This is a genomic window from Vibrio sp. TRT 29B02 (assembly GCF_050113655.1).
Classification (GTDB): domain Bacteria; phylum Pseudomonadota; class Gammaproteobacteria; order Enterobacterales; family Vibrionaceae; genus Vibrio.
On the sequence record NZ_JBNJOJ010000009.1, the window covers coordinates 63,486 to 79,469 of the forward strand.

The window sequence follows — 15,984 nt, forward strand, 5'->3', positions numbered from 1 at the left end:
ACACGGCCGTAAATCTGTCAATTAAACTTTGGGCTAAAGACTCGAATTTTGAAGGCATATCCAACTATTGGTTAATTAATCGTTTACTAGCAGACAGATTAACTGAACGTTTTGTCATTAGTGGCTAAGTAGTAAACATGGTTTGATGCGTTTTTGTCCACGCTAGAGGGGAAATTAGCGGGCGATACTATCGTTCGTCAAAAAAATCTTTATTGCGAATATATTTGGACATCAAATGATAGGAAAAAGGGCGTATTGCCCAAGAAATAATCGATAGCACAAGCCGGCGTATCGTTGGTGTATTTTCGTGAATTTTTCCATTATAGAGCCAGAGCAACTTACCCACATGACGGTAGGCTAGAGGGATTGGGGGTAAGAAAGTGACGATATCGAGATCACAGCAAATACGATAGGTTTTATGGGAGAGTAGATAGTGTCGGGTAAAAGAACCACCCCCTATCGCTGGCTGGCCAAATGTCACTACTCGTTTGATCCTGTGTGGATGCATTCGCTCGACGCAATCAGCCATAACACAAGCCAGAGCTCCCCCTGAAGAGTGCCCTGTAAAAGTCACCCGTTTACCTTGTTCAATGAGTGGGGAGAGTACGTCGAGCAGTTTATCTATAACTGTGGTTCCTAAATGGTCACTGTTTTTATTCGGATTGCTCTCTTGATTAAGCAAATAGAAGTAGCCCGCATGAATTGCGTATGGCAACAGGGTATGATCATGAGGCGATCTTTTCCAAATCGCGAGATTGAGTAACCAGTCGTAGGGATTGTGAGACCCTTTAATGACAACGATGACTTCTTCTTGTTGATCATTCCACAGCACACGAATCATTGGCTGACCAAAGCGATTATGGATAACCCTTTGTCCTCTAGGCGAAAAACCAAATTGAGTTTGCCTAATGGCAGGACGATAGGCGAGATTACACAAAATAGCGTATCGTTCGTACTGGTAGCGTTTAAGAGCTTTCACTTCAACCTCTTTATCTCGACAAAGAGGGAGTAGTATTGTTGGAGAACGTGACCTTACGATGACATGACGGCGTTTAACTAAGTTGTATGACTGAATAGAGCTGAATGTATTTACGTACCAGCTGTTTATCCGTAGCGCGCTTTAATGGATGGGTAAACTTTACGAAATAAGGGCTGAGGCTAAAATGCTGTTCTAGAGATTGAGCCAGTAGAGATTCACTTTCATACAGAGTGATCCCCTGAACACGGTATTCATCTATCTCGTCTGGTAATTGACCTGTCCACCAATGTAGTAACTCTCGACTCTGTTTGCTACGCGTTATCCAATGGTCAGTAAGTAATAGTAATAGATCGTTCGGTTGGACGGCGTATCCATACTCTTCTTGCCAATGGGCTATGGTTTTAAACAGCTTCTTACGACATGAAGGCCCAGCGCTAACAAGGTGAGAAGTCAAAATCCACACCGTGCCTATTTCTGAACTGACTCGATAGTGATGGGGAAGATCGATGTTGTTTACCGTATCAAGAGACTTATAGTCGTAGTCATGACCAAACTCATTCAGCGTGCGTGAAAGACGACGCGCAAAGGCTAAACCCAAATGATGCTCGTTCATCCCCTTATTGTGAATTGTTGGGTAGTGCTTTTCACATAACGCCATGCAGTCAGCCTGAAATTCGTTGACGCTCTGTACTAATACATCCAATAACAAGATCAATCTCTCCATAATAAGCACTAAGCGTAACTAGACTAACATGCTGCGATAAAGTTTCGTTACACTTAATCGATTAAAACTTGTGGAGCTTTAGGGGTTTATGTCTAAGATTGAATTTACATCACAACAAAAACAGGCGATGGCGCAGCGGCTTCAGAACTACTTAGAAGACGAACTTGATATTGAAATTGGACAATTCGATAGTGAATTTCTGCTTGAGTTTATTACCAAGAATTTTGGTGGCGCTTTTTACAACAAAGGCCTATCTGATGCGCAAGCGATAATGGAAAGAAGAATGTTAGATATTGGCGATGAAATCTATCAAGCCGAGCAATTGAGTGATTATTAAGTTCCTTCAAATTTTTTGAACGACTTAATCAACACCAACGGATGTCGTGAAAGTAAAGAATAGTAAATAATCTGTTGCAAGAAAGACGGGAAATGTAGTCTAAAGAGCACAAAAGTAACGCTAAGGTATAGGGCTGTTGAATGAAATCAGACGTAAAAAATTACAACCCAGTAGCAAGAGCAATCCATTGGTTGTCAGCGATTGTGGTGATCGCCATGTTCGGTGTCGGACTGTGGATGGTCGATCTATCCTATTACAGTCAGTGGTATAAGACCGCACCGCACTGGCACAAATCAGTTGGATTATTGCTAGCAGGGTTAACCATCTTTAGATTTGTATGGAAATTAGTGACGCCGTCACCACGAACTGAAGGCAGCCCGCTAGAAATCATTGGCGCCAAATTGGCTCATATGGCGATGTACGTTCTGTTTATCGTGCTGTTTGTGTCGGGATATTTGATTTCGACGGAAGATGGCCGAGCGATTGACGTTTTCAACTGGTTTAGTGTACCCGCGCTAGGGGCTCTGTTTGAAAATCAGGCAGATATCTCTGGTCAGGTTCATTTCTATACGGCTTGGGCACTCATTATTCTTGCTGCTGTTCATGCAATTGCAGCTTTAAAACACCACTTTATTAATAAAGACAATACGTTACGTAAAATGCTAGGCATAAACTAGTTATTACGTGCACAACGTTATCAAAAACGTGAAAAACAACACGCTACGTAAGATGATAGGAGCTTCATAATGAAAAAAACAATTTTTGCTGCAGGACTGGCTATGGTTATGGCATTGCCTTTTGGTGCGAGCGCAGCAGATTACATGATCGATACTAAAGGTGCTCACGCTTCAGTTAACTTTAAAGTCAGCCACCTAGGTTACAGTTTTATCAAAGGTCGTTTTAACAAGTTTGATGGTGAGTTTTCTTATGATCCTGCTAACGTAGCGGCATCAAAAGTAATGGTAAATGTTGATACGACAAGTTTAGACTCGAACCATGCAGAGCGTGATAAACATATTCGTAGTTCAGACTTTATTGACGCTTCTAAGTACTCTACAGCAACCTTTACCAGTACCAGTGTTGTTGATAAAGGCGAGGGCAAACTGGCTGTAAATGGTGAACTGAATCTTCACGGTGTGACTAAGCCAATTACAATTGACGCTGAGTTCATTGGTGCAGGTCAAGATCCTTGGGGTAATGAGCGTGCTGGCTTCTACGGCACAACGCGTCTTGAGCTTGCAGACTTCAATATCGCAGTGATGGGTGCATCAAGTTATGTAGACATGGAACTGCACGTTGAAGGTGTTAAGAAATAACACCAGCAGCGGAAGTGACAAAAAAGCCCCTTAGCCTGAGCTAAGGGGCTTTTTTTGGTCAAGCGACTTATTTCCCGACCAAAACTTCTAGCCAACGTGTTGTTATTCTGTCTTTTACGCTGTTTCTAGATGGCGTTGTTCAACGATGCTCACTCGTTCACCGTAAATAGGGCGCAGTGCGGCAAGAACAGTTTCTCGTGAGACCACACCGACCAATTTACCTTGCTCAAGAACAGGCAGTACATGCGGTTGGTTTACTTTCATCGACTTCGCACGCTCTTCTAAAGAGAGTGTGGTGAAGCGAGTCGCCATCCCCATGCTCGTTGTTGGGTATAGCTGTTCTTTGTCGATACAAAGGAATTCAGCGATATCAACCAGTTTGTCTTTGCTATCGATAGCGATAACTTCGCGTGACATTAAATCAACCACTTTTTGATCGCTCGTTGGAATGTAATCCTGACACCATAGGTCGACCATCACGTCATGTGCAGAGAAGAAACCCACTAAACGACCTTCGATATCACAAACGGGTGCACTGGCAAGATGGTTGTCTAAAAGAGTGTCGATCGCTGTTGGAGTTGGCATGTCTGCGCGTAGTACGACCGGCGCGCTATTCATAATGTCTTTAGCCGTTAGGTTGTTGTTCATAGTTAGTTCCTTAACCGTATTTAACTGAGTTGTTGTAATGGCCGATACATTGGCTGCTTTTAGATGTGGTCTGCGATAAATTCCCCAGTTCGCAAGTCCCACCAAAACTGCTCCCCCAACAATGTTTCCAAGTGTCACTGGAATCAGGTTGGCGAAGACAAATTGCTTAACGTTTAGGTCTGCATAGTGTGTCGCTGATACGCCGACTTGTTGCCAAAAACTATCGGGAGCAAAGTTCTGGATAACGATCCCCAATGGCACCATAAACATGTTGGCTACGCAGTGTTCGAAGCCGCTTGAGACGAACATGGCAACAGGCATAATGGTCATTGCTGCCTTTGTCATTGCGTTTGCACTGCTAAACGTTAACCATATTGCTAGACAAACCAATAAGTTACATAACACACCTAATGCGAATGCCTGGATGGTGGTGTGGTGTAGTTTATGCTGAGCAATGTTGAGCGCATTCAATCCCCACTGACCTTGATCCAATTGATACATGCCAGCGGCACTGACGATGATCAACAGCAGCATTGCACCAATAAAGTTACCGAAGTAGACCTTGCCCCAGATAGAGATCATCTTGGTAAAGCTAATCTGTTTATTGGCCCAAGAGATGCTCGATAACACTGAACTGGTAAACAGTTCTCCACCACATATGACGATGAGAATGAGCCCCATACTGAAGGCCAAGCCTCCAGCTAATCGGCTTAACCCCCAACCACTGTCAGCACTGCCTGTTGTGACTGTTATGTAAAACAGAAATGCCAGACCGATAAACGCGCCAGCCATAATCGCTAGGCTTAACGTCATGCCGCTGCTCTTTTTGGCTTTGCTTAACGCAAATTTTTCAGCTTCGGCCATCATTTCGATGGGCGAAAAGTACTGATTATTGACTTGAGTTGATGACATAACCGCTCCTCAACGTGTACTGCATAAATCTCCTCCTGTGTGTATGCAGCGAATAACTCACCACTGCCCAACCAGATTAGGGTCAGGAGCACTAGAGGTAAAATTGATAATTTTTAAAAACCACATCAAAAATATTGATATGCCGTGGCAGGAGCGTAAAATGAAACGGTTTGCGTATATGTCGGGTCAATCTGACATTTGAACGTAGTAATGTGTGTAGAAAACACCATCAATAGCAAAGGATTGGATCGCTATGCGATATTCATTAAAACAGCTTGCAGTATTTGATTCAGTTGCCGATACCGGCAGTGTCAGTTTGGCTGCTGATAAACTCGCATTAACTCAGTCTGCGACAAGCATGTCTTTGGCTCAATTGGAGAAGATGCTCGGCCGTCCGCTCTTTGAACGCCAAGGAAAGCAGATGGCTCTGACCCATTGGGGAATGTGGCTTCGCCCCAAAGCAAAACGCCTCTTGCAAGATGCTCAACAGATTGAAATGGGCTTCTATGAACAGCATTTGCTTAGTGGCCACGTTAAGCTTGGCGCAAGCCAAACACCAGCAGAACATTTGGTGCCTGACCTTATCAGTATTATTGATAACTCTTTTCCTGAAATGCGTATTTCACTTAACGTCAAAAGTACCGACAGCGTTATCGAGGGTGTACTCGACTACAAATATGACCTGGGTATCATCGAAGGACGTTGTGATGACAACCGCTTGCATCAGGAGGTTTGGTGCCGGGATCATCTCACAGTGGTTGCTGCTGCTCATCATCCTTTCGCTCGCCATGAAACAGTGAGCTTGGCGCAGCTTGAGCAGGCTCGTTGGGTATTGCGAGAGCACGGCAGCGGGACACGAATGATTTTTGACAGTTCGATACACCATTTGATTGAAGATCTCGATGTATGGCGTGAATACGAACACGTTCCAGTGCTTCGCAGTATGGTTGAAAACGGTCAATATCTTACTTGTTTACCCTATCTTGATGTTGAGCGATTCATTGAAAGTGGTCAGCTTGTCGCTCTGAATGTCCCAGAACTCAGTATGGAGCGGACTCTCTCTTTTATATGGCGAGCCGACATGATTGAAAACCCGCTTGTCGAGTGCATTAAGCGAGAAGGGGCACGAATGATGAAAGGCAAACCGTCAGTGTTGTAGCCAACGATCCTGCACCTTATTAACTAAAACTGTTGAAATATCGATTACGTCACAAGTTTAATGATTTTTAATGCAATTGCATTATTGATTGTGTGATCTGCGTTGTGTGTTATTGGCGTGAAATTGCCTAGTATGCTTACTTGAACTTTTGATGTGTGGTTAAACACACCGAGCGAGGCGTAATGAGCACTCTAGTCGCAATTTCACTTACAACAGGCATTTTATCCGGACTTTGGGGGTGGGTAGCTATCTCTCTAGGGCTGCTTTCATGGGCAGGTTTCTTGGGCTGTACTAGCTATTTTGCGTCGCCAAACGACGGAATAAAAGGGTTATCAGTTAGTTTGATAACTAATATGAGTGGCGTTTTTTGGGCAATGGTGATCATTTACGCATCTCAATTCGCTTCACTGGAAATCCTTGGCTACGTGATTACAGCCCTTGTTGCATTTTTGATGTGTGTGCAGGCGAAACAAGCTTGGCTCGGTTATATCCCTGGCACCTTTATTGGTTCATGCGCAACCTTTGCAGCCGATGGTAACTGGAAGCTAGTGATTCCTTCCCTGATTTTAGGTGGCATTTTTGGTTACCTAATGAAAGCGAGCGGCATGTGGCTTCATCAGAAGTCGAACCAATCTCAGGCTAATAACCGCTTACAAGCGCGTTCTTAGCTTTAGATAACCATCCTGACTGCTATACCGAAGCTGCTCAGGAACCCCCGATTGATTTGTATCAGTATTTTTTGATACGCGGCATCTAGTTATAGATGCCGCTTTTTTATGTGTTGCCATTTGCCATTGTGACGACACGCTTCAATGTCCAGCGCAATAAGATTGGAATGCATTCGTTACCTTTGGTTTCGCAGTGGGAAACGATGGCGAGCGCGAGATCCGGTTTGGCGTATTTTTTCAGCACTCGTGTGACGACTTTTTTCGCGGGAATAGGGTGATCTAGTGGAATCTTGACCATATTTTTAAAAAACGGCTCGAATCCATTGTTATACAAGAAGTGCTCTATATCTCGATCCGGTAGTTCGGTGAGTCTGTGTCGCTCTTGGTCATGACCCAACTGAGCTTTAACGGTGGCTGCGTACTTTTTACCGGCGGCATCGCCATCTGTTACAACATGCCAGTCAATTCCAAATGCTTTGGCAACTTTGATCAGCGACTTTAGACCTGACTGAGCAAACTCGATGATTTGCACGCCTTCCGCGGCGAGGTTGTAGCCGCACTGGTTAGCCAATTCGTTAAATAGCCATACCTCAGTCTCGCCCTCAACCAATAGCCAACACCGAGCAAACAGCGCACCTGAGCGATGGAAACGAATATGGAATCCTATGCGGCGCAAATCGTCGCGGCCGAATCCTTGCTCAGACAAGTAAGTGGTAATAGTACGATCCGACTGTCTAACTAAGCGTCTAATACTGGATAATGGAACCTGACCAAGTAACTCGCCACTATTGGTTGTTAATATTTTTTGCATAGGTAAAAGTTGCAGTAAACCCCATGCGCGCGCGAGGTGGGTAGGGTGCAAACGGCCTTCTGGATCTTCAATGATCAACAGTGGGCGAGCGCAACGTCTTAGTGTTGTTGGGCCTTTTGCTTGAAGATAGGCATTTAACAGCCCCATAAACAGCAAGCGAGTTTGTTTGTCTTTTGTTTCCTCAACTACCTGAGAAATACTTTTGGTACCTTGAGGCGCATTAAAGAAAATACCATCACGCTGTTTGCGTGGATTCTTGCGTGAATTGGATTTAAAAGAAAAGTAGTGTTCGACTAAGGCATTCATTGAATTCAGGCTACTACGCATTTCACCTTTGTTGACGTGGCCGGGAATCGCCATCAAACGGCGGCAAGTATTGTCTATCCGTTTCTCTACACGGGAACTGACACTGTTTCCGTTGTGAATAGGGCGTTCAAAACGACGTGAATCCTTGAGTCGAATAACAGGATGGAGACTCATCAGTTCTTGTGCCAGCTTTTCGGAGTGATGCAACGGCAATGGGTTTCCTTCGATATCGAGAAAACTGTACTTAGTCTCGATATCATACGCCACACGTGATGCACTCAATCGATAGATAATACGATGGACCCCTTGTTCGTCTTCAACCCAAACGGGTTTGATCTTTCGATAGCGACCTGCGTGAATTTCGTTTTTATCAGTAGAAACCAAACTTAGTACGATTTGTAGGTGCTGAGTCTGGGGATGGGCGATGGAATAATCGACGTGGAAGTCTGTCATTTCGAAACTATACGGTGTGCCCTCTGGTGGGAGTGAAACAGAAAGCGCGTCTAGGAGTGATGATTTACCCCAAGTATTTTCACCAATTAGGGTGGTGAGCTCATCGAATGCGATTGAAAGACGTTTGATTCCACGAAACCCGGAAATCTCAATTCGCTCTAGCTTCATAGAGTGACCTCAATGACTGTTGTTATGATAAGCATAATAGAAAAATGCTGACATAGCAGACATTTAGCTCACAAAGTCTTAACCTGACATCAATCTCAACTCGTTTTATAACTATGACCGTCATCATACATTCAGATGTATATGACATATCGTTCTCAATATAAATGTGAAATATAATGAATCTGTCATGTTGGATAAGGTAGGATGTAGCGGAAAAGAGAGAAAAGATATGACAGATAAAAAAAATAAAACAACACGGCTGCGGATAGCTCACATCAATGATACACATTCCTATTTTGAACCTACATCTCTTCAGTTATCTATCAATGTCGATGGACACTCGTTAGCGCCCTATGTCAGTGCCGGGGGCTTTGCTCGTATCGCCACGCGAGTAAAACAGTTGCGTGAAGAGGCACAATCTCAAGAGCAAGAATTTGTTTTTCTTCATGCGGGAGATTGCTTTCAAGGGACCCTGTACTTCTCTTTGTTTAAGGGAGAAGCAAACGCCACCATGCTAAACGGCTTAGATATTGATGCGATGGCGTTAGGCAATCATGAATTAGACATGGGTAATGAACCCGTCGCTCAGTTTGCAACTCAGATTAATTTCCCGCTGCTTGCTGGCAATTGGGATCTAAGTAACGAATCCCTCAATAAGGCACATAGGCTGTCAATCAATCCAAAGGTGGTGAGCTATAACGCCGTCACTCATAGCGCTGGTTGGATAGAGAAACCGTTTGGTGACGATAAGATTGCTATTTTTTCTTTAGCGCTCGACAAGATGGCCGACATCTCAAATCCAGACTGGGACACGCCCTTTATTAACGCGATTGAAACGGCAAAAAATACGGTAGCCCAGATGCACCTTGCAGGAATCAACAAGATTATCTTGCTCAGTCATATGGGATACGAAGCCGATTTAGATCTCGCCAACCATGTCGATGGCATCAGTGTGATTGTTGGCGGACATAGTCATCGCTTGCAGGGGGATTTCAGTGATTTAGGCTTAACCAAAGACGATGATTATGGCGTAAAAGTCAATCAAACCTACGTAGTACAAGCGGGCTATCATGCCTTGAGCCTTGGTCATTGCGACTTGGAGTTTGCGGCCAATGGTGAACTGATCTCATTCAACGGTCAAAATGAGCTACTGCTTGGTCGACGACTGTTTATTGATGCCAGCATGAGCGAAACTCATGACGACACACCATATCAACAAGCACGTGAGTTTATTAACGTACATCCAAATGTTGTTGTGTGTAAAAAAGATCCTGCACTCCAGACGGTGTTGCAGGAGAAGTATCGTAATCAGGTGGTGGCTTTACAAGGAAAGATCATTGCGACAGCCGATAGAAAATTGCGTCACATCCGCGTCCCAGATGAGCAAGGCCCAAGTCAACTCGCCCCTTTAGTCGCACAGTCATTCCATTACAAGATGACCCGGATGGGGTACGACGTAGATTTTGCGCTCCATAATGCCGGAGGAGTGAGGAATTCACTTAATGCGGGAAACGTATCTGTTGCGGATGTGGCAGGTAAGCTACTGCCATTTGCCGTACCGATCGGTATCTACAAAATTAAAGGTCAATACTTGCCGCTCATTTTAGAAGGGGCAATTAATAACGCGCTAAACAATGGTGTTGAAGGGACAGGGGATGGCTCATTTCCTTACACATATAATCTGCGCTTTACTTATCTGTCTGAGGCGGAAATCGGTAAGCGTATACAGGATTTAATGATTTTGGATTCGAGTGGCAACTGGCAACCAGTTGACCACCAGCGCATATATCACGGTTCTTCATCGGCATATACGATGAAAGGTAAAGAAGGTTACGACGCGATTTTGAATATGGAAGATGAAGGGGTTATAACCTCTGTCTCCATGGCCGACTGCTTCATCCGACTGCTGGAAGATAAGCCGCAAACGCTCAATCGTCTACAGCCCGATATCAGTTCTATTCAATGGCACAAAGGTTGCTAGTTACTCCTTGGGTTCATGCTATGTATCAATAATACTCAAGGGGGTATTATGTGGAGTAAAGATTGGATAGACGTTGCAGTGGTCATTAGCTGGATTAGCGTATGGTCTGCATTAGTTTACTTTATTCCTGTGGGTGGCGTTTAACCGTCACAACGAACACCGCAGGCACCAAACAAAAGGAGCAAATAAATTTGCTCCTTTTCGAATTTAGCTATGGACGAATGCCTGATTGAGGCATAGAATCCGCCTTGTTTGGGGAGTAGTCGCCTCTGGTTTACTTATCGTCATCTCGTTAGATTCTATCTTTCCGGTAAGTATAAGTAATTCTGATGGAATCCATCGGGATTATTTCGACGAGACCAACGTAATCAAATGGCACTTAACATAAAAAAGTTAGGTGAATTGTTTGCTTGCGGTTGGGATCGTTACATTTCATGACTCTGTTGATCCCTCCGCATTTGGAGGACATATGACCCCTATTACTTACATCTGCTTCGGCATTCTGACCCTTTCACTGGTTGCCCTTGATATCTGGCAAACTCGTGGTGGGAAAATTACCATCAAAAAAGCCGCAATCTGGAGCATCTTCTGGTTTGCATTTGCTTTTCTTTTTGCTGCGTCTATCTACTTGTTTTGGGATCTCTATGCGCCTAGCAGTCTATATACGCCGGAAAAAGCAACCGTCTCATTCATCACCGGTTACTTGTTAGAGAAGTCTCTGAGTGTTGATAATTTGTTTGTGTTTGCAATCATATTCCATCAATACATGGTTCCTGAGCATCTTCGTCCACGTGCGCTTCTATGGGGTGTGATTGGGGCGTTGATCTTACGTGCAATTATGATCGCAGTAGGGGCTCAACTGCTCGCTCAATATCACTGGATACTGTATGTATTTGCTCTATTCTTGATTTGGACCGGTATCCAATTGGCGCGTGATAAAGGCGATGAGGAAATTAACCCATTACCAGAGCGTATTATTCGCAAATTCGTCCCAGTCAGTGACCAGTTTGCTGGTAATGCTTTGACTGTTGTAGAGCAAGGTAAGCGCATTGCAACACCGATGTTTATCGTTATCGCGGTTATCGCTTTTATGGATGTTATGTTTGCTCTTGATTCCATCCCAGCCATCTTCGCAGTCACGCAAGAGCCTTTCCTTGTACTGGCCGCAAACGTATTTGCACTTCTTGGGTTACGCTCGCTTTACTTTGTATTGCAGGGCATGATGGATAAGTTTATCTATCTCAAGCCTGCGCTGTCCTTCATCATGGTGTTTATCGGCATTAAGATGATGTTAGTAGGTTCGGCATGGGAAATACCAACAGCGGTCTCGTTGTGCGTATTGTTGGTTACGATGACGGTAGCTGTGGTGGCTTCGATCATGAAACAGAGAAATGACCGAGAACAAATCATTGTGACTACCAATAAATAAACTAATTAGCTTTCGAGTAACATCCCGTTTTGAAATGCGAAATGTTGTAAAATATTTGTGATAACAAAACGGGATGCACCATCACGAATGACTAAGTATTCACCAAAATTAGCAACTTACGGATTTTTATTTACTTAATCTGGATTAAATAAAACGCAGGGTGTTAATGGGTTGTTTTATTAAAAAATCTAATGTGAATATCCAAAAATTGTCATTTTTTGCGCGAAAAAATATTGCCTATCATTAGCGCAACAAAATGAATTAAGCAGTTTATAGAGAGGCAATCATGGCACAAGCAATGCAAATGGGTACTATCGAAGCACCTATCTCTATGGATAAAAAAACCTACTCGGTTTCTTTCAAAGGATTGATTGCACACCTACTAGATATTCTATTTACAGATAACAGCGAACCAAGTGCGCAATACGCGACGGATTTGTCTGGTCATATGCAAAAAGATATCGGTCTATACCGCTAATAGAAATATTAGAAGAAATGCTAGCCATGTTGCTGGCATTTTTTTTATCTGTACATAGAAATAAAAAAAAGCGTTCATGTGAACGCTTTTTTCGTACTCGGGGGAATTACTTCTTACGGCAGTATTCCGCGATAACGTACATAGATTGACCACCGTTCGCTTTACCAGAAACAAGCTTAGGATCATCGCCAATGCTAATGCCACGGATAACCGTGCCTTGCTTGATGACTTGGTTAGTGCCTTTAACTGGCAGGTCTTTGATAACTGTTACGTCGTCACCTTTTTTAAGTTCAACGCCGTTGCAATCAAGAGGTTTGTCATCAGCCGACATACCTGTCATTGCCCAGTTCATTTGATCTTCTTCCATGTACATCATGTCTAGCGCGTCTTGTGCCCAGCTTTCTGAGTTCAAACGAGTTAGTTGACGCCAAGCCGTTACCTGAACAGCCGGTACCTGGCTCCACATGCTGTCGTTTAGACAACGCCAGTGGTTAATGTCTTTTGGCTCATCGATTTCACCCAGACATTTGTCACAGACCATGATGCCGTAATCTACTGTCACGTGGCTGTGCGGTGGAACAGCGTATGCCGTTAATGGTGCATCAGCAGCACATAGTTCACATTTAGATTGGCAGCGTTCTAGCATAGTAGCTTCAGAAGACATAATGGACTCACATATATTAGGTGTTAATAACGCGGCTATTATGCACTTTATCCATCGAAATGAAAGGGCTATTGGGAATAGCAAAGGTTTTCCCGCTGTAAAATTGCCAAATACTGACTTTTGTAATCAATCGAGTAACAAAATGCATCGTGTCAATAGCTTACGTTGTGTGACAATGTCACATTGTTAGCATTTTCTTTACCTCTTTAGTCTCAATAGGCATAATCAAGCGCGTCTTTATTTCAAATTAATAGGTCACGGAAGTTGGAATTACTATCCATTGATTTCTTAGGCAAGCCCCTTCGTCTTGAAGGTTCTATGGCTGGCTGGCAACAATTGTTTTGGAACAATCAGCTTGTCTCTCAGCTCGATGCGGATTGTGAACGTGGAAGGGATACGGAGCATATGTTCACGCTAATGAATGGTGAACAAACGCTTGAATGCCGATTAAAAGCGACCTTGGTGTGGCAACCTTTCACTTTGGACTTTCAAGCCAGTGCAAATGGGGAAGTTATCGCTAAGGGCAGTCGGAACACCAAGGACATCGAGCAACAAGTCCCGTATACGCCACCGCCGCAAGAAAGGCGTTTTAGCCTTATAGGATTAATCTCGCTAGGCATGAAAGCGATCAAGAGCGCCAAGTTGATTAAAGTTGTTCTTGCCTCTGCTAGCCTTGCAGCTTACTCCTGGTTGTTCTCTTTTCAATTTGCGCTCGCTTTGATTGCTTGTCTGGTTTTTCATGAGTATGGGCATGTTAAAGCGATGAAATACTTCGGTATGAAAACCAAAGGTATCTACCTAGTGCCATTTTTCGGTGGATTGGCTCTGAGTGACGAGAAAATAAATACCCGTTGGCAGGACGTCGTTATCTCGATAATGGGGCCTATGTTTGGATTGATTTTGTCTGTCGTACTGTTAGTGATTTATTTGATCACAGGCGAAATGTTCTTTGCGGGTCTAGCGGTGTTTAATGCATTCCTAAATCTATTTAACTTGTTGCCGATTTTGCCTCTCGATGGCGGGCACGTGTTAAAAAGCATCAGCTTTTCGATGAACAGCGTTGCGGGTATTGTTTTATGTACCGCGGCTGCCGCTGGTGGCGTGGTACTAAGTTACTCACTTGGCCTAACGCTATTTGGTTTTTTACTCATCATGGGTATGTTAGAGATCGTATTTGAGTGGCGTGGTCGTCACCATAGTCACTTATTGCCGCTCGATCGTTATGGCCAGATTGTATCCGCAGTTTGGTATGTCGGCTTAGTGGCAAGTTTGATTGGAATTATTTGGTTCTTTGCTTCAACGGGTGACCAACTGCTTCAACTTCCGCTACTCATTCTTGGTACATAGTAGAGAAAAGGGAGCCAATGGCTCCCTTATTGTTATGAGCAGTTGACGCGAGCAACTGAATAGTTTGGCAAGCTGTTGATCTTGGCTGTCAAATCTTGAATACGCGTATTGTGTGAAGGGTGAGTAGAAAGAAGCTCTGGTGGTTGACTCCCGCCTGATGCTTTGGCCATATTTTTCCATAGTTCGATGCTCTGGTTAGGATCAAACCCAGATTTAGCCATCAACTCTAAACCAACCAAATCTGCTTCGGACTCTTGGGTACGACCATAAGGCATCAAGACCCCGTACTGAACGCCTAGTCCGAGCGCGGCCATTGTTGCTTGTCGATATTGTGCGTAATCTGATGAACCAAGAGCGATGCTTGTAATTTGTAAGCCGGCATTGGCTATTTGGGACTGAGATAGACGTTCATTGCTATGATCCGCCAATACATGAGCAATTTCATGACCGATAACCGTTGCCAACTGATCCTGATTAACTGCGACATCTAGTAACCCAGTGTAAACACCTATTTTCCCCCCAGGTAGAGCAAAGGCATTGACTTGGTCACTATCAAAGACCACCACTTCCCAATCAGTAAACCCCGGTTGCTTTGGCACATGCTGAGTGATTGCCTTGGTTACACACTGAACGTAGGCGTTGGTCTTAGAATCTTTACTCACCGTTTGCTGTTGTTTCATTTGTTCAAATGATTGCGCCCCTAATGAGCTCATATCCTGATCGGAAAACAGCAATAGCTGATTGCGTCCTGTAGGAGATGAAGTACAGGCAATCGCGGTCAATGCCGCAGCAATCGTTGAAATTTTTAACCACGTTCTCATCGAATTCTCCATTTCAAACGCAATATTACAATTGGTAAATCATAACATTAGGGTACAATCCTTGTTAACCATAGTTAAAAGTAGATTTAATCATGAGTATTTGGAAACAGCCGATCAATTTAGAGCTTCTTAACCACACATCAAAAAATACTTTGATAGAGCACCTCAATATCGTTTATACCGATTTTGGTGATGATTTTATTAGTGCGACTATGCCGGTATGTTCCTTTACTCATCAACCTTTAGGCATGCTGCATGGAGGAGCATCGGTTGTTCTTGCGGAAACGCTCGGGTCCGTTGCTGCAAATTTCTGTGTACCAAAAGGAAGCTATTGTGTTGGTTTAGATATCAATGCTAACCATGTACGTTCAATGCGAAGCGGGCACGTGATTGGAACGGCGAAACCCATTCATTTGGGCGTTTCTACTCAAGTATGGCAGATTAACATTACCGACGAACGAGAAAGGCTGGTCTGTACTAGCCGACTGACGATCGCCGTAAAATCAAAGCGTAAGACATCGGTTGACACTGAAGGTGCCAGCAAATGATGATCCCGTTTAGTGGCGGTAAGATCATCGCCACGGCATTTGAAGTGGTCATTAGGCTCGACGGGGTACACATGGTGAGCTTGCAAGCACAGAACGATGCTGTAACTTTAATTGGCAGAGGTGCGAATGTAATTTCAGCCAATGGTAGTGAGACCAAGTGGTCGGTTAAATTGGATAGTGAACAACAATTAATCGAGTTGTCTCAGCAAATAGGCTGTGAGATACAATAATTGAT

The 15,984-nt window shown here is 43.9% G+C and carries 17 protein-coding genes; 11 read left to right on the forward strand and 6 right to left on the reverse strand.

All coding sequences use genetic code 11. The features are described 5' to 3' along the window. Positions 1-187 precede the first annotated feature (187 nt). Positions 188-979 (reverse strand): lipase family protein, encoded by a 792-nt coding sequence (locus ACQEXT_RS07480; protein ID WP_426951315.1) that lies wholly within the window; start codon positions 977-979, stop codon positions 188-190. Between the two features lie 73 nt (positions 980-1,052). Further along, positions 1,053-1,688, reverse strand: coding sequence for a hypothetical protein (locus ACQEXT_RS07485; protein WP_138971237.1), 636 nt, complete (start codon positions 1,686-1,688; stop codon positions 1,053-1,055). A 103-nt stretch (positions 1,689-1,791) separates the two neighbouring features. Here ACQEXT_RS07485 and ACQEXT_RS07490 point away from each other — a divergent pair, with 103 nt between their 5' ends. The 3 genes from ACQEXT_RS07490 to ACQEXT_RS07500 all read left to right on the forward strand — a co-directional run bounded on the left by ACQEXT_RS07490 (position 1,792) and on the right by ACQEXT_RS07500 (position 3,356). Beyond that, positions 1,792-2,040 carry a DUF2164 domain-containing protein gene (locus tag ACQEXT_RS07490; RefSeq protein WP_426951316.1) on the forward strand — a complete coding sequence of 83 codons (249 nt, stop codon included), beginning with the start codon at positions 1,792-1,794 and terminating at the stop codon, positions 2,038-2,040. A gap of 140 nt (positions 2,041-2,180) precedes the next feature. Continuing rightward, on the forward strand, positions 2,181-2,717 hold the full coding sequence (locus ACQEXT_RS07495) for a cytochrome b (protein WP_426951318.1): 537 nt from the start codon (positions 2,181-2,183) through the stop codon (positions 2,715-2,717). Positions 2,718-2,786: 69 nt separating this feature from the next. Continuing rightward, positions 2,787-3,356: a YceI family protein gene (locus ACQEXT_RS07500; protein ID WP_426951320.1), complete on the forward strand. Its 570-nt coding sequence runs from the start codon at positions 2,787-2,789 to the stop codon at positions 3,354-3,356. A gap of 114 nt (positions 3,357-3,470) precedes the next feature. Here ACQEXT_RS07500 and focA read toward each other — a convergent pair whose 3' ends face one another. Continuing rightward, positions 3,471-4,916 carry a formate transporter FocA gene (gene focA / locus ACQEXT_RS07505; protein WP_426951321.1) on the reverse strand — a complete coding sequence of 482 codons (1,446 nt, stop codon included), beginning with the start codon at positions 4,914-4,916 and terminating at the stop codon, positions 3,471-3,473. 253 nt (positions 4,917-5,169) lie between these two features. Between focA and ACQEXT_RS07510 the strand changes: the two genes are divergently transcribed. Next, on the forward strand, positions 5,170-6,075 hold the full coding sequence (locus tag ACQEXT_RS07510; protein ID WP_138971231.1) for a LysR substrate-binding domain-containing protein: 906 nt from the start codon (positions 5,170-5,172) through the stop codon (positions 6,073-6,075). Positions 6,076-6,257: 182 nt separating this feature from the next. Next, positions 6,258-6,743 (forward strand): DUF1097 domain-containing protein, encoded by a 486-nt coding sequence (locus ACQEXT_RS07515; protein WP_426951322.1) that lies wholly within the window; start codon positions 6,258-6,260, stop codon positions 6,741-6,743. A 106-nt stretch (positions 6,744-6,849) separates the two neighbouring features. Here ACQEXT_RS07515 and ACQEXT_RS07520 read toward each other — a convergent pair whose 3' ends face one another. Next, positions 6,850-8,481 carry an ATP-dependent endonuclease gene (locus ACQEXT_RS07520; protein ID WP_331416604.1) on the reverse strand — a complete coding sequence of 544 codons (1,632 nt, stop codon included), beginning with the start codon at positions 8,479-8,481 and terminating at the stop codon, positions 6,850-6,852. A 229-nt stretch (positions 8,482-8,710) separates the two neighbouring features. On the opposite strand from ACQEXT_RS07520, the gene ACQEXT_RS07525 reads away from it, so the two are divergent. The 3 genes from ACQEXT_RS07525 to ACQEXT_RS07535 all read left to right on the forward strand — a co-directional run bounded on the left by ACQEXT_RS07525 (position 8,711) and on the right by ACQEXT_RS07535 (position 12,369). Continuing rightward, complete coding sequence (locus ACQEXT_RS07525) at positions 8,711-10,462, forward strand: bifunctional metallophosphatase/5'-nucleotidase (RefSeq protein WP_426951324.1); 1,752 nt, start codon at positions 8,711-8,713, stop codon at positions 10,460-10,462. 469 nt (positions 10,463-10,931) lie between these two features. Beyond that, positions 10,932-11,891 carry a TerC/Alx family metal homeostasis membrane protein gene (locus ACQEXT_RS07530; RefSeq protein WP_426951326.1) on the forward strand — a complete coding sequence of 320 codons (960 nt, stop codon included), beginning with the start codon at positions 10,932-10,934 and terminating at the stop codon, positions 11,889-11,891. A gap of 286 nt (positions 11,892-12,177) precedes the next feature. Then, positions 12,178-12,369: a hypothetical protein gene (locus tag ACQEXT_RS07535; RefSeq protein WP_269374786.1), complete on the forward strand. Its 192-nt coding sequence runs from the start codon at positions 12,178-12,180 to the stop codon at positions 12,367-12,369. A gap of 106 nt (positions 12,370-12,475) precedes the next feature. On the opposite strand, the gene ACQEXT_RS07540 is transcribed toward ACQEXT_RS07535, so the two are convergent. After that, positions 12,476-13,033, reverse strand: coding sequence for a PhnA domain-containing protein (locus ACQEXT_RS07540; RefSeq protein WP_138973568.1), 558 nt, complete (start codon positions 13,031-13,033; stop codon positions 12,476-12,478). A gap of 264 nt (positions 13,034-13,297) precedes the next feature. Between ACQEXT_RS07540 and ACQEXT_RS07545 the strand changes: the two genes are divergently transcribed. Beyond that, complete coding sequence (locus ACQEXT_RS07545) at positions 13,298-14,380, forward strand: site-2 protease family protein (RefSeq protein ID WP_426951327.1); 1,083 nt, start codon at positions 13,298-13,300, stop codon at positions 14,378-14,380. Between the two features lie 32 nt (positions 14,381-14,412). Here ACQEXT_RS07545 and ACQEXT_RS07550 read toward each other — a convergent pair whose 3' ends face one another. Next, positions 14,413-15,201, reverse strand: coding sequence for a M48 family metallopeptidase (locus tag ACQEXT_RS07550; RefSeq protein WP_426951329.1), 789 nt, complete (start codon positions 15,199-15,201; stop codon positions 14,413-14,415). Positions 15,202-15,293: 92 nt separating this feature from the next. Between ACQEXT_RS07550 and ACQEXT_RS07555 the strand changes: the two genes are divergently transcribed. Together ACQEXT_RS07555 and ACQEXT_RS07560 are read left to right on the forward strand one after the other, a co-directional pair. After that, positions 15,294-15,749 (forward strand): hotdog fold thioesterase, encoded by a 456-nt coding sequence (locus ACQEXT_RS07555; protein WP_426951330.1) that lies wholly within the window; start codon positions 15,294-15,296, stop codon positions 15,747-15,749. Beyond that, positions 15,746-15,979, forward strand: a complete 234-nt coding sequence (locus tag ACQEXT_RS07560; RefSeq protein ID WP_138971484.1) for a DUF3389 domain-containing protein — start codon at positions 15,746-15,748, stop codon at positions 15,977-15,979. The genes ACQEXT_RS07555 and ACQEXT_RS07560 overlap by 4 nt, the downstream gene beginning before the upstream one ends. Positions 15,980-15,984: the final 5 nt, after the last annotated feature.